Source organism: Gammaproteobacteria bacterium, assembly GCA_041395725.1.
Classification (GTDB): Bacteria; Pseudomonadota; Gammaproteobacteria; order Pseudomonadales; family Pseudohongiellaceae; genus NORP240.
Map to the genome: position 1 here is coordinate 1213103 of JAWKZW010000001.1, position 23046 is coordinate 1236148.

General features: G+C 56.8%; 19 protein-coding genes and 1 pseudogene. 9 read left to right on the forward strand and 11 right to left on the reverse strand.

All coding sequences use genetic code 11. The annotated features are described in order from the left end of the window. Positions 1-80: 80 nt before the first annotated feature. The 4 genes from R3F50_05410 (at position 81) to R3F50_05425 (ending at position 5971) form a co-directional block, all read left to right on the forward strand. The gene (locus R3F50_05410) at positions 81-497 is read left to right on the forward strand and encodes an MAPEG family protein (GenBank protein MEZ5489739.1); all 417 of its coding nucleotides are present in this window, start codon (positions 81-83) and stop codon (positions 495-497) included. Between the two features lie 201 nt (positions 498-698). Beyond that, positions 699-3215, forward strand: a complete 2517-nt coding sequence (locus R3F50_05415) for a DUF1592 domain-containing protein (protein ID MEZ5489740.1) — start codon at positions 699-701, stop codon at positions 3213-3215. Beyond that, on the forward strand, positions 3212-4543 hold the full coding sequence (locus tag R3F50_05420; protein ID MEZ5489741.1) for a DUF1552 domain-containing protein: 1332 nt from the start codon (positions 3212-3214) through the stop codon (positions 4541-4543). Before R3F50_05415 ends, R3F50_05420 begins: the two co-directional genes overlap by 4 nt. A 12-nt stretch (positions 4544-4555) precedes the next feature. After that, positions 4556-5971 (forward strand): ankyrin repeat domain-containing protein, encoded by a 1416-nt coding sequence (locus R3F50_05425; protein MEZ5489742.1) that lies wholly within the window; start codon positions 4556-4558, stop codon positions 5969-5971. A 37-nt stretch (positions 5972-6008) separates the two neighbouring features. Here R3F50_05425 and R3F50_05430 read toward each other — a convergent pair whose 3' ends face one another. The 5 genes from R3F50_05430 to R3F50_05450 form a co-directional block, all read right to left on the reverse strand. Then, a complete protein-coding gene (locus tag R3F50_05430; GenBank protein MEZ5489743.1) occupies positions 6009-6695 on the reverse strand; it encodes a thermonuclease family protein in 687 nt (228 codons plus the stop codon). 107 nt (positions 6696-6802) lie between these two features. Beyond that, the gene (locus tag R3F50_05435) at positions 6803-7240 is read right to left on the reverse strand and encodes a hypothetical protein (GenBank protein ID MEZ5489744.1); all 438 of its coding nucleotides are present in this window, start codon (positions 7238-7240) and stop codon (positions 6803-6805) included. 172 nt (positions 7241-7412) lie between these two features. Next, positions 7413-7901: a GNAT family N-acetyltransferase gene (locus R3F50_05440; GenBank protein MEZ5489745.1), complete on the reverse strand. Its 489-nt coding sequence runs from the start codon at positions 7899-7901 to the stop codon at positions 7413-7415. A gap of 204 nt (positions 7902-8105) precedes the next feature. Further along, positions 8106-8411 carry a hypothetical protein gene (locus R3F50_05445; GenBank protein ID MEZ5489746.1) on the reverse strand — a complete coding sequence of 102 codons (306 nt, stop codon included), beginning with the start codon at positions 8409-8411 and terminating at the stop codon, positions 8106-8108. 165 nt (positions 8412-8576) lie between these two features. After that, complete coding sequence (locus R3F50_05450) at positions 8577-9656, reverse strand: peptidyl-alpha-hydroxyglycine alpha-amidating lyase family protein (GenBank protein ID MEZ5489747.1); 1080 nt, start codon at positions 9654-9656, stop codon at positions 8577-8579. 376 nt (positions 9657-10032) lie between these two features. Here R3F50_05450 and R3F50_05455 point away from each other — a divergent pair, with 376 nt between their 5' ends. The 3 genes from R3F50_05455 (at position 10033) to R3F50_05465 (ending at position 12424) form a co-directional block, all read left to right on the forward strand. Continuing rightward, a complete protein-coding gene (locus R3F50_05455) occupies positions 10033-10311 on the forward strand; it encodes a hypothetical protein (GenBank protein MEZ5489748.1) in 279 nt (92 codons plus the stop codon). 255 nt (positions 10312-10566) lie between these two features. Beyond that, a complete protein-coding gene (locus R3F50_05460; protein ID MEZ5489749.1) occupies positions 10567-11331 on the forward strand; it encodes an ABC transporter ATP-binding protein in 765 nt (254 codons plus the stop codon). Between the two features lie 4 nt (positions 11332-11335). Beyond that, complete coding sequence (locus tag R3F50_05465) at positions 11336-12424, forward strand: ABC transporter permease (protein ID MEZ5489750.1); 1089 nt, start codon at positions 11336-11338, stop codon at positions 12422-12424. Positions 12425-12965: 541 nt separating this feature from the next. On the opposite strand, the gene R3F50_05470 is transcribed toward R3F50_05465, so the two are convergent. The 4 genes from R3F50_05470 to R3F50_05485 form a co-directional block, all read right to left on the reverse strand. Beyond that, positions 12966-14465, reverse strand: a complete 1500-nt coding sequence (locus tag R3F50_05470; GenBank protein ID MEZ5489751.1) for a hypothetical protein — start codon at positions 14463-14465, stop codon at positions 12966-12968. A gap of 434 nt (positions 14466-14899) precedes the next feature. Beyond that, the gene (locus R3F50_05475; protein ID MEZ5489752.1) at positions 14900-16063 is read right to left on the reverse strand and encodes an HlyD family efflux transporter periplasmic adaptor subunit; all 1164 of its coding nucleotides are present in this window, start codon (positions 16061-16063) and stop codon (positions 14900-14902) included. A 13-nt stretch (positions 16064-16076) separates the two neighbouring features. Further along, positions 16077-18440 (reverse strand): FtsX-like permease family protein, encoded by a 2364-nt coding sequence (locus tag R3F50_05480; GenBank protein ID MEZ5489753.1) that lies wholly within the window; start codon positions 18438-18440, stop codon positions 16077-16079. Between the two features lie 6 nt (positions 18441-18446). Next, positions 18447-19169 (reverse strand): ABC transporter ATP-binding protein, encoded by a 723-nt coding sequence (locus tag R3F50_05485; protein MEZ5489754.1) that lies wholly within the window; start codon positions 19167-19169, stop codon positions 18447-18449. A gap of 127 nt (positions 19170-19296) precedes the next feature. On the opposite strand from R3F50_05485, the gene R3F50_05490 reads away from it, so the two are divergent. Then, complete coding sequence (locus R3F50_05490) at positions 19297-19773, forward strand: AtaL-like protein (protein ID MEZ5489755.1); 477 nt, start codon at positions 19297-19299, stop codon at positions 19771-19773. 176 nt (positions 19774-19949) lie between these two features. Further along, complete coding sequence (locus tag R3F50_05495; GenBank protein MEZ5489756.1) at positions 19950-21887, forward strand: hypothetical protein; 1938 nt, start codon at positions 19950-19952, stop codon at positions 21885-21887. Positions 21888-21908: 21 nt separating this feature from the next. Here R3F50_05495 and R3F50_05500 read toward each other — a convergent pair. Continuing rightward, positions 21909-22805: pseudogene (locus tag R3F50_05500) on the reverse strand (transposase). Beyond that, positions 22721-23044: a hypothetical protein gene (locus R3F50_05505; GenBank protein MEZ5489757.1), complete on the reverse strand. Its 324-nt coding sequence runs from the start codon at positions 23042-23044 to the stop codon at positions 22721-22723. The pseudogene R3F50_05500 and the gene R3F50_05505 overlap by 85 nt, the downstream one beginning before the upstream one ends. Positions 23045-23046 lie beyond the last annotated feature (2 nt).

Below are 23046 nucleotides of genomic sequence, written 5' to 3' on the forward strand. Positions count from 1 at the left end.
GATTTAGAAATACTATTTGCCCGATCGGTTGGTAAAGTAAACCATCGCCAGCCCTGCCTTACACTTTGAGAGGATGCTCTATGGAACCTACCAGCATTTTTGTACCGGTAAGCGCGCTGGTAATACTGACCTTTGCGGTTCTGCTGCTCATACCCTACAAACGGATTATGGCCAGCCTCAACAAGAAAGTGACAGCCGATGACTTCGCCTATGGCGAGTCGAAACGAGTGCCCGGCGACGTCAGCCTGCCTAACCGCAACATGATGAACCTGCTGGAAATTCCGGTATTGTTCTATGTACTTTGTGTGATTCTGTTTATCACCGGCAACGTCACGCCATTTTTTGTCAACCTGGCCTGGCTTTATTTCGCTCTGCGGCTTGGGCACAGTGTCGTGCATCTTTCTTATAACAAGGTCCTGCACAGGCTGGCTTTCTTTGCCAGCAGCAACCTGGTGTTGCTGGTGATGTGGATTCAGTTTATCCGTATCATTCTGTAGACGAAGTTTGACCGAGTAGTATTTCCAGCGCTAAAAGGAGTACTATTAGCCCAATCGTTGCATAAATCAGGGAACCTCTGATTGTTGGTTTCAGGGGGCCTGTAACTCAAGGCAAAAATAATAACTATAAATCAGGAAGTGACCCATGACTTCTGTCGCCACCCCCCGGCCTCCTGCCCGCACCTTACAGGCCAGACGGCCATGAACCGGGCTCTCAACCTGGCCCAGGGGCCATTGCTGAAACCACGGCTGTTAAAGCGCTTATTCCCCTGCATCATTGCACTGCTTGGGCCCACCGCCAACCTGTCCGCCGCCGAGGCGGACTTTGATGCGGACCAGATGCAGCAGGTGGTGAACTCCTACTGCCTTTCCTGCCATAACGATACACTGGCAACCGCTGATTTTTCCCTCCAGGGGCTGGATTTCGACGATGTGGCAAGGCACGCCGAGGCGCTGGAGAAAGTCGTCAAAAAACTGCGCGCTCACATGATGCCCCCTTCCGGCATGCCCAGGCCTGAATTTGAAACCTACGAGAAAATGACCGAATGGTTGGAAACCGAACTGGACAGGGCCTGGGCGGCCAATCCCAACCCGGGCAGGATCACGCCGCTACACCGCATGAACCGCTACGAGTACAACCAGACCGTCAACCGCCTGCTGGGTCTTGACGTCGACGTGATGTCGCTCCTGCCGGGTGACCCCACTGCCGACGGCAGCTTCGACAACATGGCCGCATCGCTGCCCTTCTCTACAGCCCACATGGAACGGTATATGTCGGTGGCTCGGCAGGTTACCCGCCTGGCGACCGGACTTCCGCCTCTCGGGCCCAGCCTGGCTACTTACGAGGTGCCACTGTTCATGTCCCAGGACTGGCGGCAGGATAATTCCATGCCTTTTGGTTCCCGCGGTGGTATCGGGGTCACCCATCACTTTCCTGTAGATGGCGAGTACAGCCTGCGGGTACGACTGGAGCGAAATTACCAGGACTACATCAAGGGCCTGGGCTGGCCACAGCAACTGGAGGTCAGGCTGGACGGTCGCCTGCTGCAGCGCTTCACTATCGGTGGCGAGGCGCCTGGCACACCCGCACCGCTCAGCTTCAGTGGAACCGGTGAGCCGGGCAGCATCGACTGGGAACAGTACATGCTGGTGGAGGCCGACCAGCACCTGGAAATCAACACCCGCATAGAGGCAGGCCCTCACCTTGTTACGGTCTCCTTCGTTCGCCAGCATCTGGAACCGGAAGGTGTTCCCCAGCCGGTGCAGGGCGGCAGGCTGTTCGCCAACGACGAGGCTTACCTGGCCTATCAGAAGGTGCAGCTGCTGGAAATTGGCGGGCCATTCGAAATGGCCGGTAACAGCACCGATTCCCCCAGCCGGCAGCAGATATTCTCCTGCTACCCGGGCCGGGTCGAAGATGAACCGGCCTGCGCCTCCGACATTCTCGCCAGACTGGCCAGGCAGGCCTATCGCCGACCGGTGGACGAAAAAGATTTAAGCCTGTTGCTGGATTTTTTCCGGGACGGCAGGGAACAGGGGGGCAGCTTTGACCACGGCATCCAATATGCCCTGGAATTTCTGCTCAGCGACCCCGACTTCCTGATTCGCAGCTACCGGGAGCCGGCTTCCCTGCAGCCCGGCGACGCTTATCCGATCAGTGATCTGGAACTGGCCTCCCGGCTGGCGTTCTTCCTGTGGAGCAGCGGGCCGGACGAGACTCTGCTGCAGCTGGCTGAGCAGGGCCGGCTTTCTGACCGGGCAGTGCTGGAAGCTCAGGTTCAGCGCCTGCTTGCCGATCCACGGGCCACCGATACGCTGGTGAAAGACTTTGCCGCCCAGTGGCTGAACCTGCGTCGACTGGACGAGGTACAGGTGAATACCGTGCTGTTTCCCGACTACGACCTCAGCCTGATCGAAGGGTTTCGGCAGGAAACAGAGCTGTTTCTTGCCTCCTCCCTGGAGGAGGATACCAGCCTCATGGCATTACTGGAGGCAGATTACAGCTTTCTGAATGAGCGCCTGGCCCGCCACTACGGCGTTGACGGCCTGTACGGCAGCCGCTTCCGCCGGGTACAGCTGCCGGATGCTTGGCAGCGCGGGGGCCTGCTGGCTCACGGCGCCCTGCTCACGGTCACCTCGTACCCGGGGCGCACCTCCCCTGTATTGCGGGGCAAATGGCTGCTGGACAATCTGCTGGGCACGCCACCGCCGCCACCGCCACCGAATGTGCCGATTCTGCCGGATGCGGAAGCCGGTCAGATTCCCACATCCATCCGCGAGCGCCTGGCGCGACACCGGGAAGACCCTATCTGCTCAACCTGCCACACGGTCATCGACCCCCTTGGCTTTGCCCTGGAAAACTTCGATGTGATCGGCGCCTGGCGCGAATTTGACGAAGTGGGCAACCCGGTAGACCCCGCAGGCAACTATCCGGGTGGCGTGGAATTTGAAGGCTTCGCGGATCTGCGCGACTGGATGGCGGGCCGACCGGATCAATTCGCCCATACTGTGACCGAAAAGCTGATGACCTATGCCCTGGGCCGCCGGGTCGAGTATTACGATCAACCGGTGGTAAGACGCATCGTCAGGGATATCGCCGCACAGGATTACCGCTGGTCGGCACTGGTCCGTGCCATCGTCACCAGCGAACCGTTTTTAATGAGCCGGGCCGCGGGCGATGCCGCCGCCAGCAACGGTATAGCGAGGAACCAACAATGAAAACCCGAACCGTAAACCTGATAACCGGCAAGGCCCTGTCCCGGCGCGCCGTACTGCGGGGTGCCGGTGCCGCGCTGGCGCTGCCGTTACTGGATGCCATGACACCGGCCCTTGCCCAGGGGGCTGCTGACAAACCGGTACATCGGTTTCAGACCTTCTATGTGCCCAACGGTATGGCCATGGAGTACTGGTCGCCGACAACCACCGGCGCAAATTTCGAGCTGACGCCCATTCTAACGCCACTGGCATCGTTTCGAGACCGGCTGCTGGTCCTTTCAGGGCTTAAGGCCAACTGGAACATCGCCCACGCTGGTGCCGGCGGTTCCTTTTTAACCGGCGTCACCCGTGGCGGCAGAAACGAAGTGGACATCCGGGCCGACATCTCCCTGGACCAGCTGCTGGCCAGAAAACTGGGCCAGCAGACCCAGCTGTCATCCCTCGAGCTCTCCATGGATGCCCCGGCTCTGGCCGGAGCCTGCACCGTCAACCTGAGCTGTGTCTACACCCACACCCTGAGCTGGCGTGGCCCCACCGACCCGCTGCCCATGGAGCACAACCCCCGGGCTGTTTTTGAACGCCTGTTCGGTGACAGTGGCAGCACTTCGCGGGATATCCGCCAGACACGACTGGCCCAGCAATCCAGCATCCTGGACGCGGTACTGGACAAACTGCAGGGGTTGGAGCGCCAGCTCGGCGCCTCCGATCGCCACCTGGTGCAGGGTTATACGGAGTCCATCCGCGATGTGGAACGGCGCATCCAGAAAGCAGAACAGCAGATAGACCTGGAACTGCCAGCGCTCGCACAGCCCGCGGGAGTCCCGGCAGTTTTCGAGGAACACCTGGAAATCATGCAGGACCTGCAGGTACTGGCCCTGCAGACTGACCTCACCCGGGTCATCACTTTCATGATGAGCAAAGAACAAAGCGCCCGACCCTATCCACAGATCGGCGTCCCCGATGCCCACCACCCGCTGTCCCATCACAACAACAATGCGGAACTGGTTGCCAGAATGTCGAAAATAAACACCTACCATGTCCAGCTGTTTGCCAATTACCTGGCCAAGCTGGCTGCCATACCGGAAGGTGACGGCAATCTGCTCGACAATATGACCATTCTCTATGGCAGCGGCATTTCCAACAGCACTATCCATTCCGGAGACAACCTGCCGGTGCTGCTGGCCGGCGGCGGTGCTGGCTGGCTGAACGGCGGCCGGCACGTGAAATTCGATAATCAGCCCACCATGGCCGACCTGCTGGTCAGCCTGGCAGCCAAATTTGACAGCCCGGTTGACCACATCGGTGGCAGCACGGGCCCACTGTCCATCTGACCGGTACTGGCTATGTACTCGCTTTTCAGCCGCACACTCAAGTTACTACCCATCGGGCGCCTGCTGACTGTGGCTGCTTTCTGCGCCTGGTGCAGCTCGGCCCTGGGGCAACCGATGGCTCCATTGTTGCAGGCTGCTCAAGAGGGAGCGTGGGACAGGGTCGGGCAATTAATGACCGAAGGCGCTGACGTCAATGGGGCCTATGGTGACGGCAGCACGGCCCTGCACTGGGCCAGCTACTACGATGATGCCGACGCTGCCCGCCGGCTGCTCGCTGCCGGCGCCCACGTCAATGCCGTCACCGATCTGGGCGTAACCCCCCTGTGGCTGGCGGCGGAAAACAGCAGTGTCGCCATGACCGGGCTGTTACTGCAAGCGGGGGCCGATCCGTCGCTGGCCCTGACAGCGGGCGAGACACCGCTCGCTACCGCCGCACTGACCGGGAACACCCAGGTAGTAAAGCTGCTGTTAGAGGCCGGAGCCGATCCTGATGTAAGCGTCAGCAGGCACCAGACCGCCCTGATGTGGGCTGCCGGCCAGGGCCATGGAGAAATCGTGGCCGCCCTGCTGGCCGCCGGCGCGGATTTTAATGCCCGCACCGAAGTGCGCAACGAGTACGTGAAAACCGAAAAGGAACAGGACAGTCACCCGGCCTACAAACAATGGATGGAGGAAGGCGGCTATAACGCCCTGCTGTTTGCCGCCGCGGCGGGAGACCCGGCTTCGGTCCAGGCGCTGGTCAGCGCCGGCAGCGATGTCAACGGCCCCTCAGCGGCGGGCATCACGCCAGCCATCATGGCGGTACACGGCGGCAATGCCAGCGTTGTAGGCTACCTGGTGGACGCCGGCGCCCGGGTCGATGACGCACCCGGTGGCTATACAGCGCTGCACACCGCCGTGTTGCGCGGCAACCTCGAGGCGGTACAGGCGCTGCTTGCCCACGGCGCCAGCCCGGACCCGGTACTGGAAAAACCGACCCGGGCACGCCGACAGTCCTCCGATTACCACTTTCATGACTCGTTGATCGGCGCCACCCCCCTGTGGCTTGCGGCACGCTTCGGCGAACCGGCCATCATGCAGGCCCTGTTGCAGGCGGGGGCGAACCCCCACGCAATCAACCGGGTCAGTTATCCGGCCCAGCGCATGGGCAATTTCTTCATGGCCGAGGAAGGGGAAATCTCTGTTCTCATGGCCGCAGTAGGCATGGGTAACCGACGCCTGCGGCTAAGCTGGGGCACGCCGGAGCGGCGCGCCGGACAGCTGGGAAGGGATCAGGAGGCACGCATACTGGAAGCCGCCCGCATTGCAGTTCAGGCCGGCGTTGCTATCAACCTGCAGGACGCCGAAGGGCAGTCTGCCCTGGACTTTGCCAGGGCGCGTCGATACGAGTCCGTGGTGGCCTTCCTGGAGGGGGCTGGTACGCTGTGAAGTTACCTCGTATCGAGGCGATTACCGGCCCCCAGGGTCATCTGGCCTGACGCCACTCCCAGGGTGCAACCGGTTGCGAGTCGTTCCACAACCCGAGCCCTGCCTCCTGCGCGAGCCGTTCGGCATCCTTCAGCTCATCCTCAGACCTGGCATACCGCTCGTACCACCAGGCGTGTCCTTCAGCCACCATCTCCAGATTGATGTTGTGGCCCCGGTGATAAACGGTGCCCACCAGGCGACCGTAGTTGTCGATGTCTTCGATGCTGACCGCGACAGTGCGCCCATCCAGTTTTCGGTTCAGGGCCCGCAAGGCGGTCTCGCCGTGGGGCTGATTAAACTCCGGCGAATCGATGCCGAACAGACGGACCGGAAATTCGCTGCCAGCCACTCTTACCTCGATACTGTCGCCATCCACAACCCGTGATACCCGCCCGACCAGTTCGAAACGGGGCTCACCCGGATCGATGAACTCCTGCCTGAGGCCAACCCCTTTCGGCGCCTCCAGGGTTCGCGCCGCCGGTTCGCTGCGCTCCACCACAAACGGCGCATCCGTCTGCTCCTGCAGCAGGGACTGGGCTCGCAACGACAGACGCCGCACCGTGGCCATGGGATCCCGATGCCAGGTTACCGCGCCCTTGGTGTAATATTCGTAAGCACTGAGACTCAACAGGAAAACTGCCACCGGCAACAGGATATTTAAAACGGTACTGTTTCTACGTGCCATCGCTGTTAATCTGATTACCTCTTACTTCCATCCAGCCTGAGAAACCTCTGCCTGCCTGCCACAACACCCGACCGGCGGGAGCGTTGTGGTAAGCAACAAGGGGCTTCTCAATCGTCAGTCTTTTTCCGTTCCCGAAGCCGGCGGCCCAGCCAGATTCCCAGCCCCGCCATCGGCAGGTAGGCCAGGGCCAGATCCATTGCTACAAACCAGGTCGGTGCAGGAATCATCCTGGCGGCACTGATCCCGCCCAGCAGGAAGAAGGCGCCAATGCCCAGGGCCAGCAGGCGCGGATTGCGCGCCGCCATGAAATAGGCCAGGGTGGACCCGGCCAGCGTGCCCAGCGCGTGAGCCAGGAAAGGAAACAGGAAATGTTGCGGCCCGAACAGATCCATGGACCGGGCGAGCGAATCCATGTCCGTCATGTCGACACCCGGTGGCGGTGGCACCAGCATCGGACCAATGGTCACCAGTGCCATATTCACCACGCTGCCAACCAGCAGGCCCGCCACCACGGCTATACTGTTTCTGAAAATGGGTGACATCATTGCTCTGTTCTCTGTTCTCTCACTTACTGTTTTCTCACTTACTGTTTTCCAACTAACTGTGTTCTCACTTTTCTTTTTTGTTACTTTCCTTTTTATTACTTCCCTGCCTAACAATTCTGTTCTTCTCTGGGTATTCACTTCCCGCTCGCGCCGCAACCGCCCCGGACCGGCCTCACAGCTGCTTGAAATAAATAACCGAATGCCACGGCTTGAAACCGGACTTCTCGTAACTCCTGCGCGCCGGCTCATGGCCAGGATCGGCGCCGGTACTCAGCATGCAGATCTCCATGCCAGCCGCCCGCATCGCCTGGGTGGCATAGTCGGTAAGTTTACCACTGATACCTTTCCGCTGATGCGCCGGGTCGACAGCGATCATGTAAATCTCTCCGGTCCTGTCCTGTTCGCCCAGGCGGAACGCCACGAATCCCGCAACGCTGTCCCCGATGCAGGCAACCCCCACGTGCATGGCGTCAGAATTGCAGGCTTTTTCGACATCTTTCTGCTGGTGGGCGCGCCAGTCGGGATAGAAATAGTTAAACAGCTCCGGTGCAAAACTCGATTCCACCGATGCAAAAACCGGCTCCCAGGCTTTGAGAGACAGCGACACGATAGCATCCAGGTAGGCAGGTTCGTAGGGTTGAATTTCAATCTGCTGGAGCATTTGTATCCACCATTCACGCTGGTTTTTTAAAGTTCAGGCGGCTGGATTGAAAGCAGATACCTCTGACCCATTCCCCCGGCAGGCTGCGAACCGCGACAGGAGAGACTGCCCCCGTCAGCACACTGCTGCCGACCTTAATGCGCAGAGAGCCCCTTTTCAAAGCGCTGTTAAACGGGAGCAGTCCACGGGAAACGCACGCTGAGTTCAGAGCACCAGCAGCGCCAGCCCGAAGGCGAACCCCAAGAGCGGGAAAATCACTTTCAACCGGCCCTCGCTGATGACAGTTTTCCCGAGCCAGAACTCGCCGCGGTGATTCTGCAGCCTGAGGAGAATACTGAGAATGTAGAACCCTGCACAGCAGATCAGTGCCACAACCACCGGGCTTGCCCCGGGAAACCGATCGAAATAGCCGAACAACAAAGCCATGGAAAGGCCTGACAGTGTCGCGATACCCAGCCAGCTGGACTCATTCTTCCAGCCCCAGCGTTCGAATCCAGAATCGTCACTCATTTCCCGTTCCGAAAAATCTTCAGTGCAACTGAGCCCGGCACTGGGAAAACCCCCTGCAGCAGGGCTCTACTTAATCAGTTTTTACCAGCCGTGCATACGGCACGCAACTGTTGCGGTAATAAATTCAACCTGAGTTTGAGTCAGATCGTATTCGAGTCCGTCAGATCAGCGCCTGACGCGCACATACTTCTGTAACTTCCGCGGTGCCGGTTCGCCGCCGTACATATTGCCGTCGGCATCCACCGCCACGAACTCGGCGCCATTACCGATAGTGCTGCGCTCATCGCCGTAGGGTAATTGCACGAAAAAGTCTACCCAGCCCTCGTTGGCGTCGCCTATACGAATTCCCATCTCCCAGCCCGGATTCTGGACGTTATCCGACTCGGAATCGGCCACGTAAATATTGTCGTGGGTATCGAAGAAAATGCCGCTGGGTCGACCGTACTGAGTCCACATGGCCAGATAATTGCCATCCTGGTCAAACAGCTGAATGCGGTTATTGGAACGGTCTCCTACAAATAACCGGCCGCGCTGATCGATAGCGATGGTGTGCAGGACACGAAACTCGCCGGGCGCATATCCCGTGCGGCCCCAGGCTTTCACAAAGTTTCCGTTGCGATCGAATTTCACCACCCGGCTGTTACCGTTTTCGTAATGGCCATCGGCGACGAAAACGTCGCCATTGTTACCTACCACCACGTCTGCCGGTGAAGTAAAGTGATCAGGACCACCGCCCTGGGTGCCAGGTGTCCCCAACACCATCAAAACCTCGCCTTCGGGACTGAACTTGACTACCTGGTGACCACGCCGATCGCCGTCCGGTATCCGCCCGTCGGCTACCGCATCCGTAACCCAGACATTGCCTTCGGAATCCACATCGATACCGTGGGGCCAGATGAACAGGCCGCCACCGAAGCTCGTCACGATATTCCCTTCGCTATCGATCTTGAGAATGGAATCCAGATCGGAATCCAGACACTCGTCCCCAAACCGATCCGGGGCAGTGGCATCGCAGCGTACAATGGCCCAGATGTGCTGACCGTCCGGGTCCACATCAAGATCGCCTACCGCGCCCATGGTTCGGCCAGCCGGCAACTTCAGCCAGCTGTCGAGGGTGGCGTAGGGATTCGGGTAACCCTGGCCCTGAGCAGGGCCTGTGGCCAGCAGGAAAAGCATCGTCAGGGCACTGGACAGGGAGACCCTGGATCTGAAGGAAATAGAAGAAAAAGGGACAAATCTGCCCATGACGGAAACTCCTTGGTTGTTGTTTTTATTTGTTGCTGTTAATTGTTGTTAGGAGGCCGAGCATGGCAAGTTGCAGAGCCGATGGCAAGCGGGCGAGCTCCGGCCTGTCGCCCGTCGATTTTCCGATCCTGCTGGTGTAATTCGCCAAAAATTGGCCAGATTGTGCCGCTGAGACGTTCACATTCTCCTCATTTACTCCTTAATTACTTGTTTTTAAAGAGTTTATATCTTGGCATGAAAATAGCTACCTCTTCAGGGAAACGAGTAGAAAATTAGCATCTTGAAGGCCGCTGATGTGGCTGTTAACAACCGAAAAATGCGACTTTTGCGCAATGCCCCGCTCTAAAATCGACCCACAGGGGCCCGGGAGACCACTATGAGAGTGTTAAGTTTTATGTTCTGGATGTTCGCCCTGCTGATCGTAGCGGCTATTCTGCTGCCGGTCCTGACCGTGGGCTTTGTGCTGCTGTGCAGCGCCGGCGTGTTCCTGATCTGGTTGCTTCCCATCCTGATAATTGCGGCATCCGACCGGACCTCACGGGGCGAAAAGTTCTGCTGGATTCTCGCCATCATCTTCCTTTCCTGGTTCGCCTGGATTTTCTACTTCTTCCTGGCCCCCCTGAAGCGGGTCGAGCGGGACTATTACTACTATTAAGCCGGTGACGTCAGGGTTATCATACGGCCGCACCATCACGGAGCGGCCGTCAGATCTTCTGTCAACCCAATTCATGCAATGATTGGGTCTAACGACCGTTCCAATGGCGCAATCACACCAGCGACGTTGCACGTTTCAGAAATTATGCAACCGCCGGGCAGCCGTCAGTTCGATCCAACCAGATTCGTTTCGTGTTACCGCGACTGCTGAGGCCGAATCGGTCAGACGGACACGAGCGATACAGAAGGTGCCGGCATGGCAATCATAGAAATCCGGAACCTGGTCAAGCGCTATCCCAGGCCCGAGAACAAGTCCGAGTTCTTCAAGGCTGTCGACAACATTTCCCTGTCCATCGAGGCCGGCGAGATCTACGGCATTCTTGGCCCCAACGGTGCCGGCAAAACCACCACTCTGGAAATGCTCGAGGGTCTCACAGACATTGATGAGGGCGAGGCGTTCATCGACGGCATCTGCGTAAACACCAGGCCATTCGAAGTAAAAAAGATAATCGGCGTCCAGTTGCAGGCCAATGAGTACTTCGACAATCTTTCGATCAAAGAACTGATAACCCTGTTCGGCGCCCTGTATGGCAATGTAATCGACCCACTGGAACTGCTTGGCCGGGTGCACCTCACAGAAAAGGCAGAGGCGAAACCTGCCAACCTGTCCGGCGGCCAGAAACAGCGTTTTTCCATCGCCTGTGCCCTGGTCAACGACCCCAAAGTGTTATTTCTGGACGAACCCACTACCGGGCTGGACCCCCAGGCCAAGCGTAATCTGTGGACTCTGGTGCAGGAACTGAATCAGACCGGCATGACGATTGTGCTCACCACCCATAACATGGAGGAAGCGGAGTCTTTGTGTGAACGGATTGCCATCATGGACCACGGCAAGGTGGTCGCCGAGGACACCCCCAGAAAGCTGATTCTGCAGCACGCCCCGGAGCCCCCCGATGCGCCTCTGCACGGCAGCCTGGAGGACGTATTCCTGGCGCTCACCGGCCACGGCCTGAGGGATTGATACCATGAAGCCATTGCCCCTTACCCTGGCCGGAACCCTCACCAGAATTTTCCTGCGCGACCGGCAGGCGATCTTTTTCAGCCTGTTTTTCCCGATTATCTTCATGGTTGTGTTCAGCTTTGTCGGCAGCCAGGATCAGGAACCAATCTCTCTGGGTATCGTAAACAATGCGCCTGGTCCCCTGGCTGAAGACTTCATTCAGCTGTTGGAAGCCAATCCACTGTTCAGCGTCACCCGGGGCGAAGAACAGCCGCTGCGTGAGACGCTGATCGCCGGCGACACAACCCTGGTACTGATCGTGCCCGAGAGGTTTCAGGAAACCGACAGCAGCGTGGAACTGGGCCTGCTGGTAGATGCCGCCCAGATCCAGGAGCTGGGTCTGATAATGCCGGTGCTGGAACAGTCACTGCTGGCGGTGGAGAGGCAGCTTCGCAACACCGAGCCCTTGTTTACACTGGCCGTGGAGGATGTGCGCGCCAGGTCCCAGCGCTACCTGGATTTTCTGATCCCCGGGTTGCTGGCATTCACCCTGATGCAGGTCTCCATTGCCGGCAGTGGCTTCAACATTGTCGAGTACCGGCGCAAGGGAATCCTCAAGCGGCTGTTTGTCACGCCGTTGCAGCCCAGGGACTTTATCATCGCAATCGTCATGTCCCGTATCACCCTGTGCATACTGCAGATTGCGGTTCTGCTGGGAATTGCCGTACTGTTTCTGGATGTGAGTATCCTGGGCAGCTACCTGGCGCTGTTTACGGTTATTTTCCTGGGTGCAATTATCTTTCTGTGTATCGGCTTTCTGCTGGGCAGCCTGGCCAAAACCCAGCAGTCCATCCAGGCCATAGGCAACCTGGTGATTTTCCCGCAGATTTTTCTGTCCGGCATTTTTTACCCGATCGACACACTGCCCAGGTTCATCCAGCCCGTAGCAGAGATTCTGCCGCTGAGTTTCGTTGCCACGGCGTTGCGTGAGATTGCCAATAACGGGACAAGTCTGCTGGAAATCCCGCTGATCATGGCCGGGATCATTGCCTGGCTGCTAGTCAGTTTCCTGGCCGCTACCCGTTACTTTGTCTGGAAAGAAGTTGCCGCCTGATGCGACGGGGATCTAAGCAACTTCTGAGTCTGGGCGACGGCGATAAAGAAACTGGCCGGGAGAATCCGTAACCGGGACGCTATCAACTGTTTTCCTTCAGCTTTCCATGAGCCATTGTTATCCCACAATTTCCTCGCTGAAGGCAGGGGATAGTTGCATAGGCCAGCTGCCAGTGTTTCGAGCATTTTCTGAGGGTTTCAGACATTAAGCTGGGCAGTTTCGTTACTCGGTACCGAACTGCCAGGCCAGCGAACTTTGACTCTTGCACAAAACGAGGGGCGGCCGGCAGTCAGCTTGTGCCTCTGCAATCAAGGACCTACGCTGAACGGCGAAAAATGACCGTTTTTCAGGGCATTTTTCAGAGTGAAGGCACCCCGGAGGGGCGTGGTCCGCAGCGGCACAAGCTGACTGCCGGGCGGCCCGTTCGGAGCCGCGTTATAGTGCTGGAAGATCGGTCCGAAACTGCGGGACCGCAATGTCCATGAGCAATAAAAAAGCGCGATCTCTCGCGCTTTTTTATTTTCATCACCAGGCAGACTGTTCAGCTCGTTGCCACCCCACGGTAGAGATCCACCACCCGCTCGCTTTGCTGACGACGGACAAAATCGAGGGTGGAGCGGGATATCTGGTAATCTTCCGAATCTCCGGGCGTGTTGCGGCAATGTTCCAGTATCACCGCATAAAGGAACTTGAACGCATCACGGGGCTGGTGCATCTGATCCAGTGCCTCAATCAGGTAGGCACTCTGCACGTCGTCGTCGAACATGGCATCCAGGGGTATATGATCCTCAACGGTCTGACAGTTCTTGAAGCGCCAGGAACAGAGATCATAGAGCGTGGTGCCGGTCCATTTCAGGGGATTGACGACATTCTGCTTGTCCAGCCGCGCCTGACGCTTGAATTCCATATCCTCCGACGCCAGCAGATGGCTCAGTTCGATAGGCAGCAGCATCTTGACGCCGATCCGCTCCTGCTGCAGGAACTTGTTGTTGAGCATTGGCCAGACCAGCAACTTCATACGCTTGGCGTCACCGTTAACCAGTACCGGCTCATCCACCCGGTCCATCAGCACGATCAGGCTGGAGTAGCCGAAATCGCGGATAACGTCCAGAAACCGGCCGGTCAGCTCGTAGCGGCTGTCCTGGTCAATCTTGGCCGGGAATAGCGGCGCCGCGTTGTCCACTTTCCTGAAACTCCACAGATGCTCGGCCGTTTCACCTTTTTCCCGCACTACCGCACGGATTTCCCGGGACAGCTGGCGCCCGCGCCGGGTATTGCGCCATTCCCGCAACAACCACCAGGCCCCCAGCAATACCGCGCCACCGATGCCCACCAGGGTCGCCGCAATCCATTCCACTCCCGGTGTCGGCAGAAAACTCCAGCCCAGGCCGCCGATAATGCCGATCACAGCGGTGATAGCAAAGAAAAGTCCGTGGCGCGTTCTGTCCCACGCGGTTTTCATCTTGAGAATTCGTAACAGGCGGTTCCAGCGGTCGGAAGCCTGGGCGTGTTTGGGGTGATCATAAAGCAACGCCAGGGCTGCCAGGTTCATGCGTTTCTGCAGGTCCATTTTCTTCAGGATCTTGACCATATCCCTGGAAGTCGCCTTGTCACCCGGCTCCAGAGCCTCGTCCAGCAGTTTGGTCACCGCCAGGGACAGGATGGCATCCTGGTGATCTGCCAGGCGAATAGACTTCATGATCTTCTCGCCATCGTTGGTCTTCATATGGCGCGCCAGGCGGTCCAGCAGGGGGTTGAGTTCCTCGTAGCTGACCACGAATACCTGGTCTGAATCCCTGCTTTCGTTGTAATCCTTGAGCTTGCGCTGAATCATCAGCCGAATAGCCGTTTTGCCACTGCCCTTTTCGCCAAATACGATGGTCGTACCGGGATTGACCGGATCGCCATAGATCTTGGTGAAATCAGGATGGGTTATGGCAGCCTTCAACATCCGGTTATACACGGCGTCGTTGAGAGCCTCTTCAGCCTGAAAAGGGTGTTCCTTAAGTTTCCAGTGGTCGAAAAATCGCTGCAGGTCCATTTGAGTCGTTCCGCAAGGTGGAATCCAGAAAGCCGGCGCCTATTTTACATGACATTCGCATGGCATTTACATGACTGGCCCCCAGCAGGGAACATGAAAGCCGCGGCGCGTGAAGGTTTCACTTTTTATAGGGGCCTAAAGGTAGCCCTGCTGCCAGAATTTGTCCAGCCTCGAGACTAACAGGCTGTTGAAAAGCTATTGCGCCTGCCAATACTTCGTTAAAAACTTGCTCAAAATGCTCATTTACGCTGGGTTACCTGCACTGTCGCGCCAGTTTTTACCTCGTCCCGGCAGTGTTCACAACGTTTTTCAAGCACCTGTTAAGCCGGAACCGGTATTCCGGAAATTCTCCAGAGATGGTCGCGTGGGCGCGGTTGCGCCGGCCCGATCCGATCCATTCCCCCACCTCTCAGCCTTCTCAGCCTCTCAGCCGACTAGAAAGTCACCCGCGTCCCTTCATTAATCAGGTCGGAGGGAAACACTACCACGTTGTCACCCTCTTCGACGCCGTCGATGACCATCGTGTAATCGCGGCCCCGGGAGCCGATCAGCAGCGATCGCAGTTCAGTTTCCCCGTCCACGACCACAAAGGTATTCCAGCCATTGGAACGCTGAAAGATAGCGCTGGTGGGTATGGTAAGCACATCCTGTCCCTGCCAGGTGATAATCGCCACTTCGACCCGGTATTCGGCGCCTATATTATCCGGAACGTTCAATAATTCAGCAATCACGTTAACGCGCTGCTCCTCGACGCCGAGGGCAGAAACCTTGGTGAAAGCTTCCGGCTCAATGTACTGCACCACGGCGTCGATGGTGTAATCGCCGCCCCAGCCGGTCACCCTGACCGGATCGCCTGGTTCAACCCGCACGGCGTCCTGGGTCAGCAGGTCGACTACTATCTCGAGACTGTCGCGATTGCTGATTTCAAAAAGTGGCTCCCCAGCCTGAATGACCCGCTCATTATCCTCAAAAACCTGATACACCGTGCCACTGGAAGGCGAGTTTACTTCGATTATTTCAGGAGTTTCCGCCGTTATGGAACTCACCCCGATAAGAAAGGCCCTCGCGCTGTCGATTTCGGAACGGGCAGCCTGCAGATTGGCGCGGGCCGCCTCGACCCGGGATTCACCGGCATTAACCAGCTGTCGAAATGCCTGAACTTCTTCCACGCTGGTGAGGTTGTTGGCGGCCAGCTGCTCCCTTCTGGCCAGCTCGCTGCGATTTCTTTCCAGAGTAGTGCGCTCTTCCTGCAGGGCGGCTTCGGCTGCCGCGAAGCGCGCCTGCACCGTAGCCAGGTTGGCTTCTGCCATAGCCGCGGTGCGCTGATCCTGGGGTGTGGGTGCGATCCTGGCGATGACCTGGCCCTCGGAGACTTTGTCACCCTCATCCAGATCGGTTCGCAACAGGCGGCCTGCGATAGGTGCGGTAACCGTGAAAGGACGTCGTGCCCGGGTGCGACCCTGTTCCTCGACGGTCTCAGCGAAGGGTCGGCGCTCCACCTGGCCAACCTCCACCTGCTCCGCCTGCGGCTGCAGGACAAAGACAACTGCCGCAACCAGTAACAGGAGAAACACTGCTCCCAACCATCTGGGTATCATTTTCACCTGGAGGCTACTCCCTTGTTTTTAGAACTTCCACCAGCTCAAAGCGGTCGAGACGTCGTCGCACTGCCCAGCCGCTGGCCGCTGCGGCGACACAGATCAATAGAGCCGACAATATATAGGTTCGAGGTTCGGCGATAAAGGGAATGCGGTAAATATCCGTCTGGATTCCCTCGGTGATCGCGTAACACAGACCATAACCAATTATCCAGCCAAGTGGTATCGCGACCAGGGTGACGACGGCCTGTTCTCCCAGCAGCAGGATGGCGACTTCGCGGCGATGAAATCCCATGACCCGCAGACTGGCCAGCTCCCGGCCACGCTCGGACAGGGAAATACGTGCCGCATTGTAAATGACGCCCACCGCGATCACTGCCGCGAAACCCAGTAAAAACCCCGAGGCTATCAGTATGCCTTCCGCCAGCTGTTCCTCGAAGGATTCCAGCATGGAGGCCGGCGAAGCGACTCCGGTAACAGCCGGCACCTGCTTCAATTCCCTGAACAGTGCGTCGAGACGCTCGCTGTCCACGGCCAGGTAGGCGCCTGAAACCACGTTGGGTTCCTCGCTGAGCTGCCACAACGATTCCCTGCTCATGTAGGCGGATACGCCGAGGAAATCCTCGATAACACCGGTGATTTTCACTTCGGTGGTCTTGCGTTTACCTTCCAGTATTTCAACGATGACCTCGTCACCTGTCGACACCTGTAAACGTTCTGCCAGCAGCGAACTGATGACCACCCCGGTGCTGGGAACCGGCACCTCATTGCCCTTGGCAGTGATGATGCGGCGCAGGCGGCCACCCATTTCCATTCCCTGTATGGCCACCTCTTCGTCCCGGTGAGCGAAACGCAAACGGGCCGGCAGGTAGCGATAGGTTTCAACCCGATTGACACCTTCCAGGTGAGCAAGATCGTAAGCCACCTTATCCGGCAGGATTTCCCGGAACGTCAAGGTCAGGTCTTCACGCTGAATTACTCTGAATTGCAGGTCCATCATGAAATTGACACTGTCAAACATGAAGAAACCGATGGTGAGAATCGCCACTGACATGGCGACACCCAGGGAGGAAAAAAATCCCTGTACCGGTTTGCGCTCCACGTTGCGCAGAATCATACGGCCATTGGGGCCGAGCAGCCTGCCGACACCGATTTTCTCGAAAATTCCCGGTTCGAACCGGGCCGGGGCCTCGGGACGCATGGCCTCGGCCGGCGGCAACAGGATGGCGCGTCGCACCGCCGCCATGGCGCCACCGATGGCTCCGACCACGCAGGCCACAAAGGCGAACACCAGCAACGACGGGGTGAGCTGATAGCGCAGATTGGGCAGATCGAAGTACTGATCGTACATGGCGATATAGCCATCTCCCAGGTAGACTCCTCCTATGGCGCCAAGTGTCCCACCTATCAGAACAGCTACGACGGCAAACATGAGAAAGTGCATGCCGACCTCTCTGTCACTGTAGCCAAAGGCCTTAAGCACGGCGATTTCACCGCGCTGCGTGGAGATCAGCCGGCCCAGGACCAGATAGAGCAGAAACACCGCCACCCCGAGAAAGATCACCGGGATCGCCGCCCCGGTTACCCGGTTGGAATCCAGCTCCGCCTGCAGAATCTGGTGGGATGCCTGATCCCGGCGCGGGTACGCGCCCAGCCCCCCGAATGGCTCGAGAACATTATCGATGGTCTCAATCACCCCATCCAGATTGGCATCGGGAGTCAGGGTGACAAACACCTCATTGAAGGCACCATCCATGTTGTAGGCCGGGCCCAGAATTTCACGGCTGGCCCACAGGATTCCATAGCGGTCATCTTCCGGATACAGTGCGCCGGGCGGCACCGCGTAGGAATGCTCGGCGGAAATGGCAATGCCGACGATATCCAGATCCCGCGCCCGTCCATTGATGATGACCCGGATACTGTCGCCCGGCTGAAAGTCCCGGGCGGCGGCAAAATTCTCGCTGATTATCACCTCATCCGGCGCGCCTGGCGCGATGTAGCGTCCCTGCCGGACGATAATGTCGTTAAGAATTGGCCGCCCCACTTCCGGCAGCGAGACAAACCGTCCCTGAGCCGGAATCCCGCTGTCGTCAAGGTCCAGAGTTGCCAGAAACGTGACGCGGCTGTCGGCGGCATCCACGCCGGGAATAGCCTCAATCTTACTCAGCAGGCCAAGCGGTGCCCGCACCAGCGGCGCCCAGACATCGGCGAAGCGGGTTACGGAATAATACTGCTGCTGGGCATAAACCAGCGACTCGTAACTGCCCCGCATGGTGACCACCGACATGATTCCCGAGGCCACCACCAGGGCGATGGAAATCACCTGTCCTTTAAGGTGCCAGAGTTCCCGCAACAGCTTTTTATTGATTGCCAGCATGACCCATCACCATTGGATGTCCGCCACGTTCATGCGGGTTTTATTTTCAACGCGCTCGACTATTTCACCGCTGCTCATGCGCACCACAACATCACCGAGATTTCCGATGGCGGCATTGTGCGTGATGATGGCCGTCGTTGTGTTGGTCTCGCGATTGACATAATCCAGCACACCCAGCACCAACTGGCCGGTCTTGGAATCCAGCGCACCGGTCGGTTCATCACACAACAGAATTTGCGGCCGCTTGGCAATCGCGCGAGCGATGGCTACCCGCTGTTGTTCCCCGCCCGACAACTGGGAGGGAAAGTGATCCATCCGACCCGCCAGGCCAACCAGGTCCAGGGCTTGGGCCGGCGACATGGGGTCGGTACAGATATCGGTGACCAGGGCCACGTTTTCCCGGGCAGTGAGACTGGAAATGAGGTTGTAAAACTGAAACACGAAGCCGACATGAAAGCGCCGGTAATTGGTCAATTCGCGGTCACTGAACTGGCTAAGTTCTTCGTCCCGGTAGCGCACCGACCCGCTGCTCGCCACATCAAGACCACCGATTATATTCAGCAGCGTGGATTTTCCGCTGCCTGAGGCCCCCAGCAGCACGGTCATCTCCCCTTCGTACAGGTCCATATCCACGTGCTTCAGCGCGCGGACGGTTATCTCCCCCATGGGGTAATCCTTACACAGATCACGCACCTGGAGAATTGCCGTCTTTCCCGCAGTTCCTGCCATCTCGCCGCCTTATCAACCCGGCCCTGTTGAAATCGCAACAGGTTACCGGTTCGTAGCTGTTGACTGATGATACTCGAGTAGCTAAGTTCGAAGCCACACGCAGATCCCGGGCCCTGGTGGAGTCAACTTGCTGGAATTTGAGCACATTGTGCAGATTAACGATCCTGATGACGCCAAGATCAGGCCAATAACCCGAGCCCAGCTGTGGGAGGGATTAGTGCTGCGAGCCAGAGACCCCGGCAAATTCAACGCCGCTCTGACCTGCCGGGTGGCAGACGAGATTCCTGCTGGATTCACCCGCTATATCCAGGCCGGGGACACGGAGTTCCGGGACCAGGTAACCCTTACCCACCTGGAGAAAATCGAGACGGTTATCGTCGGAGCCGATCAATCCCTGCACGCGGAGAGCCTGACCGCTATCGAGGAGCCTGCCAGCGGCTGCCTGTTCGTGAGGTTCCGCTACCGGCGGGATATGGATGACTCCAGTGAAGGCGCAATGATAGGCGAGCATCTTAAATCCGCCTATTTTCACACCGATATCGAAGCCATCGCCCTGATTCGCATGCTGATCGAGGGCGAGTTGCTCGGCCAGAAACCCAATTAACTGGCAAGGCAGTTATTCCTGCTTTGAAACACCAACTACCGAAAGCTATCTGGGAATACTAGGGCGGCTAAATTCGACCAAATTCGAATAGTTACGTCAGCTGACTGAATATTGAATTTATTTTTGAGTGTCTATAGCCTTAGTTCGGATCACTTTTAGCTGGAAGTAAAATAAAAATGACAAGTACAAGTTATGGAAAGCACTCTGTTTTAAAAGAGAGATTCTATTTTCCCCGTAGTATGGAGGTGGCGCTCTTTATTTTTCTAATTTTAGCCTTGGTAGCTTCACCACAACAATCCAGAGCACAACAAGCTACGATCGAAGGCAACCTGATACAGATACCCGTAATGATTTACGGTGAGCTCGGGCTCAGCCTTGATCTGCGAATTGTCCCGAGTACAAACCCTCCAAAGGTCGAATTGGTTTTTGCTGAGCAGCTGGCAGAGTTTAATCAGTCTTCGGCAAGCACGTTTAACGGTTCCATACTGACAATTCCAAGCTTGGAATTAAACGGCGAAAGTATATGGGTCCGCCTTCTTTATCTGGTCGGATCAGAACCAATATCCTTTGAGCTATTTGCCGCCGATATAGATGATTACGATGATGACAATGACTTGATACCTGACCATATGGATGCGTTTCCCTACAATATAGCGGAACGAAGAGATACAGACGGTGACGGCATAGGCGACAACGCCGATTCTGATGACGATAATGACGGTACGCCAGACTTGGAGGACGCTGCGCCAAGACGTGGTGATGTGGCCACCACAGAGCCTCTGACAGCAGAGATGGTTTTGGGTACTTTCGTACAAAGTAGGTATTTACCACAGCTAGTCAATACAGACATGGATATACACAGCACCGCCACGTCAGCCAGCGCCAGAATTCAATTGAATCCGGATGGCTCCGCCGTGGTAGATAGAGCCACCGGAAGAGAAAAATGGCAGTGGTTGATTTTCGATGACGCACTGGCAATGATTCCGGAAGGACCAGCCGAGCCAGAAAGCTTTTTGTCAACCGGAATAATCGAACAAATTGCCGGCCAAGTTGCAGCTGTCAACATTCAACACTTTGTCGAGTACGAAGTCACCACACTAGGCCAGCTTTACAGACTGGTTAAAGAGACCCCCAAGGGGCGTGTTTACCATGTGACCCTCTACCAAGAATATCGCATCGTCGATGACGAGATTCGCGAAATCCTGCAAGGCAGTGCGGATGCGGATCCTATTGTTTATGTAGACAGCGTGGGCCAGAATCTTTTCCATGTAGATTACGACCCGTTAGCGAGGGACTCATTTGATACCGCTGAAATACCAGGAGAATGGGCACTTCCACTTGGTCTCGGCAAGAACGAAGATTTGGATTTGTCCACGCCGAGATTCGCTTGGGAAGACGACATAGCGGTGTTCACCCCGGATGGAAACGGCCTTTTCGAGAGTGATGGAGAACAATTTACCTGGAGTGTAGACCAGGACGGCCTTCTGAACATTTTCACTGAGTACGCAACTATTTCAATCGAGCTGGTGAGTCGTTTTGCCGATGGCATGGAGGTCTTTGCTACAGCGGAAAGAAATGATGATATTCATTTCAGACATTCACTAGCCATGAAGCGGGAAGGTGACATGAATATCGATCATTTGTTCGGTGAATACCTAGTCAAAAGCACTTTGCTAACCTCTCTCGACGGGCTTGACGATGACGGTAGGATAGATATCAATAGCCGTACTTTATTTGGTTTAGTCTACGAGGCCGACGGCACAGGGTCATACAGCCAACTATCAGGTCTTGTCCCAAAGCGTTGGTTCCTGCGTAATCAGGCATGGGAAAGGATCAATAATAAGATCGTGACAAACCGTTTTAAAATACCATATTCAACCTGTGAACCAGAGATTCCCAGATGTATCGACGAGGTTAGAGAGTGGGATATCCTTAAAGTGGTTGGCAATAGAATTTATGTGTTGGAGAGAAGGTTAGCTGAAAGCCGTAACGAACCGAACCTCTTTAATCGTCTCATGGGCCCTCGACAGATTTATTTTTATGAAGCTTACGAGTTGACCGACACCGAGTTGAGCCTTGAGGGGGATTACGGAATACCGGACGTGAATCAATGAGATACCAAATACTTTTGTTACTCATGAAAGTCCGAACTTTGTTGTTCCGTTAACGGGTAATAAGCAGGCCTGAAGATTCCTTGATTTTGCGCCTCGTAAGAAAAATTCGTGGGCGGTTTCCGGTACCGGTAGCGCCCCAAGAGCATGATACAAGGCGGTTTCAGCGGCATGATAGGTTCTGAACCCATAGGATTTTCTGGTAGTCAGTTTTGCTTTGTTGTTGAATCCCTCAACAATGCCGCTGGAGAACTGGCCTTTAGCCCGAAACCAGTTCAACAACAACGGTCGATGCCGCCTCAATTGCTTCGCCATTTTCTTCGTTGGCTTAATCTTCGATCGCATCGTCCGCTCACACCATCTGTCCAGAAATTGGCCTGCCCAATAAGGCGATCGGTACGACCAGAACAGCTGAAACTCTTATTTACACAGCTAACTCCTGACCGTCTTCAAATTGTAGCGCAGAAGTTCTGCCAACTTTGGCTCCTGCTTGGCCGTCAGATTCTCTGGTCGCTTGAGCAGCAGCCAGCGCGTGTTGGTCAATACCGGTTCAAAGCCGTCCCTTTTCAATTGCTGGGCCTCCTCGGCACGAACCTGGTCAATTGCCTTGCTCAGGTTCGTCATGATGTGAAACCGATCCAGAATATGAATCGCATGACCAACCTTCTTAGCAATCACCTTCAAGTAAGGTTTCCACATGTCGCTGCAAATGTAGCGCAGCCCGCTGCTTCGGTCCTTGCCCAGCCAGCGGAAGAATTGCAGCAGAGTCTTCGTCTTCCTGTCTTGGCCAGTCCACAGAAGCCGTCGGCAGCTGGGGTCAATCTGGTAAACCAGCGTCAGAACCTGTGCCCACGCTGCCAGACGATTTCGTCTACGTCGATCGCCTCGATCGCCGACAAGTCCTGGTGGGCTCGACCCCAGGCCACCGCCATCTCCACCGAACTGAACACATGGTCCCAGGTCGTGCGGAACGTCTCGGCGACCTCCTTCCAGCTCAAGCGACTGGCCCAGCCTGCCAGAAACCAGGCGTAGGTCTCGGTCAGCTGATGCTTGCCCGTTGCCCAGGGCAGCCGCCGCCAGGTATTTGGCGGCCACTGCTCAATACTTATTACTCGGAAAAAGGGCCACGAGGTTAAAACTAACCCCTCTACCCCTGCCATTC

What these genes read in the sequence shown, in the direction of transcription:
- R3F50_05440 (MEZ5489745.1), bottom strand. Translation starts at nt 7,901, where the DNA reads ATGCTCCAGCAGATTGAAATTCAACCCTACGAACCTGCCTACCTGGAT.
- R3F50_05475 (MEZ5489752.1), bottom strand. Translation starts at nt 16,063, where the DNA reads ATGATACCCAGATGGTTGGGAGCAGTGTTTCTCCTGTTACTGGTTGCG.
- R3F50_05435 (MEZ5489744.1), bottom strand. Translation starts at nt 7,240, where the DNA reads ATGATGTCACCCATTTTCAGAAACAGTATAGCCGTGGTGGCGGGCCTG.
- R3F50_05455 (MEZ5489748.1), top strand. Translation starts at nt 10,033, where the DNA reads ATGAGAGTGTTAAGTTTTATGTTCTGGATGTTCGCCCTGCTGATCGTA.
- R3F50_05460 (MEZ5489749.1), top strand. Translation starts at nt 10,567, where the DNA reads ATGGCAATCATAGAAATCCGGAACCTGGTCAAGCGCTATCCCAGGCCC.
- R3F50_05445 (MEZ5489746.1), bottom strand. Translation starts at nt 8,411, where the DNA reads ATGAGTGACGATTCTGGATTCGAACGCTGGGGCTGGAAGAATGAGTCC.
- R3F50_05470 (MEZ5489751.1), bottom strand. Translation starts at nt 14,465, where the DNA reads ATGGACCTGCAGCGATTTTTCGACCACTGGAAACTTAAGGAACACCCT.
- R3F50_05425 (MEZ5489742.1), top strand. Translation starts at nt 4,556, where the DNA reads ATGTACTCGCTTTTCAGCCGCACACTCAAGTTACTACCCATCGGGCGC.
- R3F50_05415 (MEZ5489740.1), top strand. Translation starts at nt 699, where the DNA reads ATGAACCGGGCTCTCAACCTGGCCCAGGGGCCATTGCTGAAACCACGG.
- R3F50_05450 (MEZ5489747.1), bottom strand. Translation starts at nt 9,656, where the DNA reads ATGGGCAGATTTGTCCCTTTTTCTTCTATTTCCTTCAGATCCAGGGTC.
- R3F50_05465 (MEZ5489750.1), top strand. Translation starts at nt 11,336, where the DNA reads ATGAAGCCATTGCCCCTTACCCTGGCCGGAACCCTCACCAGAATTTTC.
- R3F50_05410 (MEZ5489739.1), top strand. Translation starts at nt 81, where the DNA reads ATGGAACCTACCAGCATTTTTGTACCGGTAAGCGCGCTGGTAATACTG.
- R3F50_05480 (MEZ5489753.1), bottom strand. Translation starts at nt 18,440, where the DNA reads ATGCTGGCAATCAATAAAAAGCTGTTGCGGGAACTCTGGCACCTTAAA.
- R3F50_05420 (MEZ5489741.1), top strand. Translation starts at nt 3,212, where the DNA reads ATGAAAACCCGAACCGTAAACCTGATAACCGGCAAGGCCCTGTCCCGG.
- R3F50_05505 (MEZ5489757.1), bottom strand. Translation starts at nt 23,044, where the DNA reads ATGGCAGGGGTAGAGGGGTTAGTTTTAACCTCGTGGCCCTTTTTCCGA.
- R3F50_05485 (MEZ5489754.1), bottom strand. Translation starts at nt 19,169, where the DNA reads ATGGCAGGAACTGCGGGAAAGACGGCAATTCTCCAGGTGCGTGATCTG.
- R3F50_05495 (MEZ5489756.1), top strand. Translation starts at nt 19,950, where the DNA reads ATGACAAGTACAAGTTATGGAAAGCACTCTGTTTTAAAAGAGAGATTC.
- R3F50_05430 (MEZ5489743.1), bottom strand. Translation starts at nt 6,695, where the DNA reads ATGGCACGTAGAAACAGTACCGTTTTAAATATCCTGTTGCCGGTGGCA.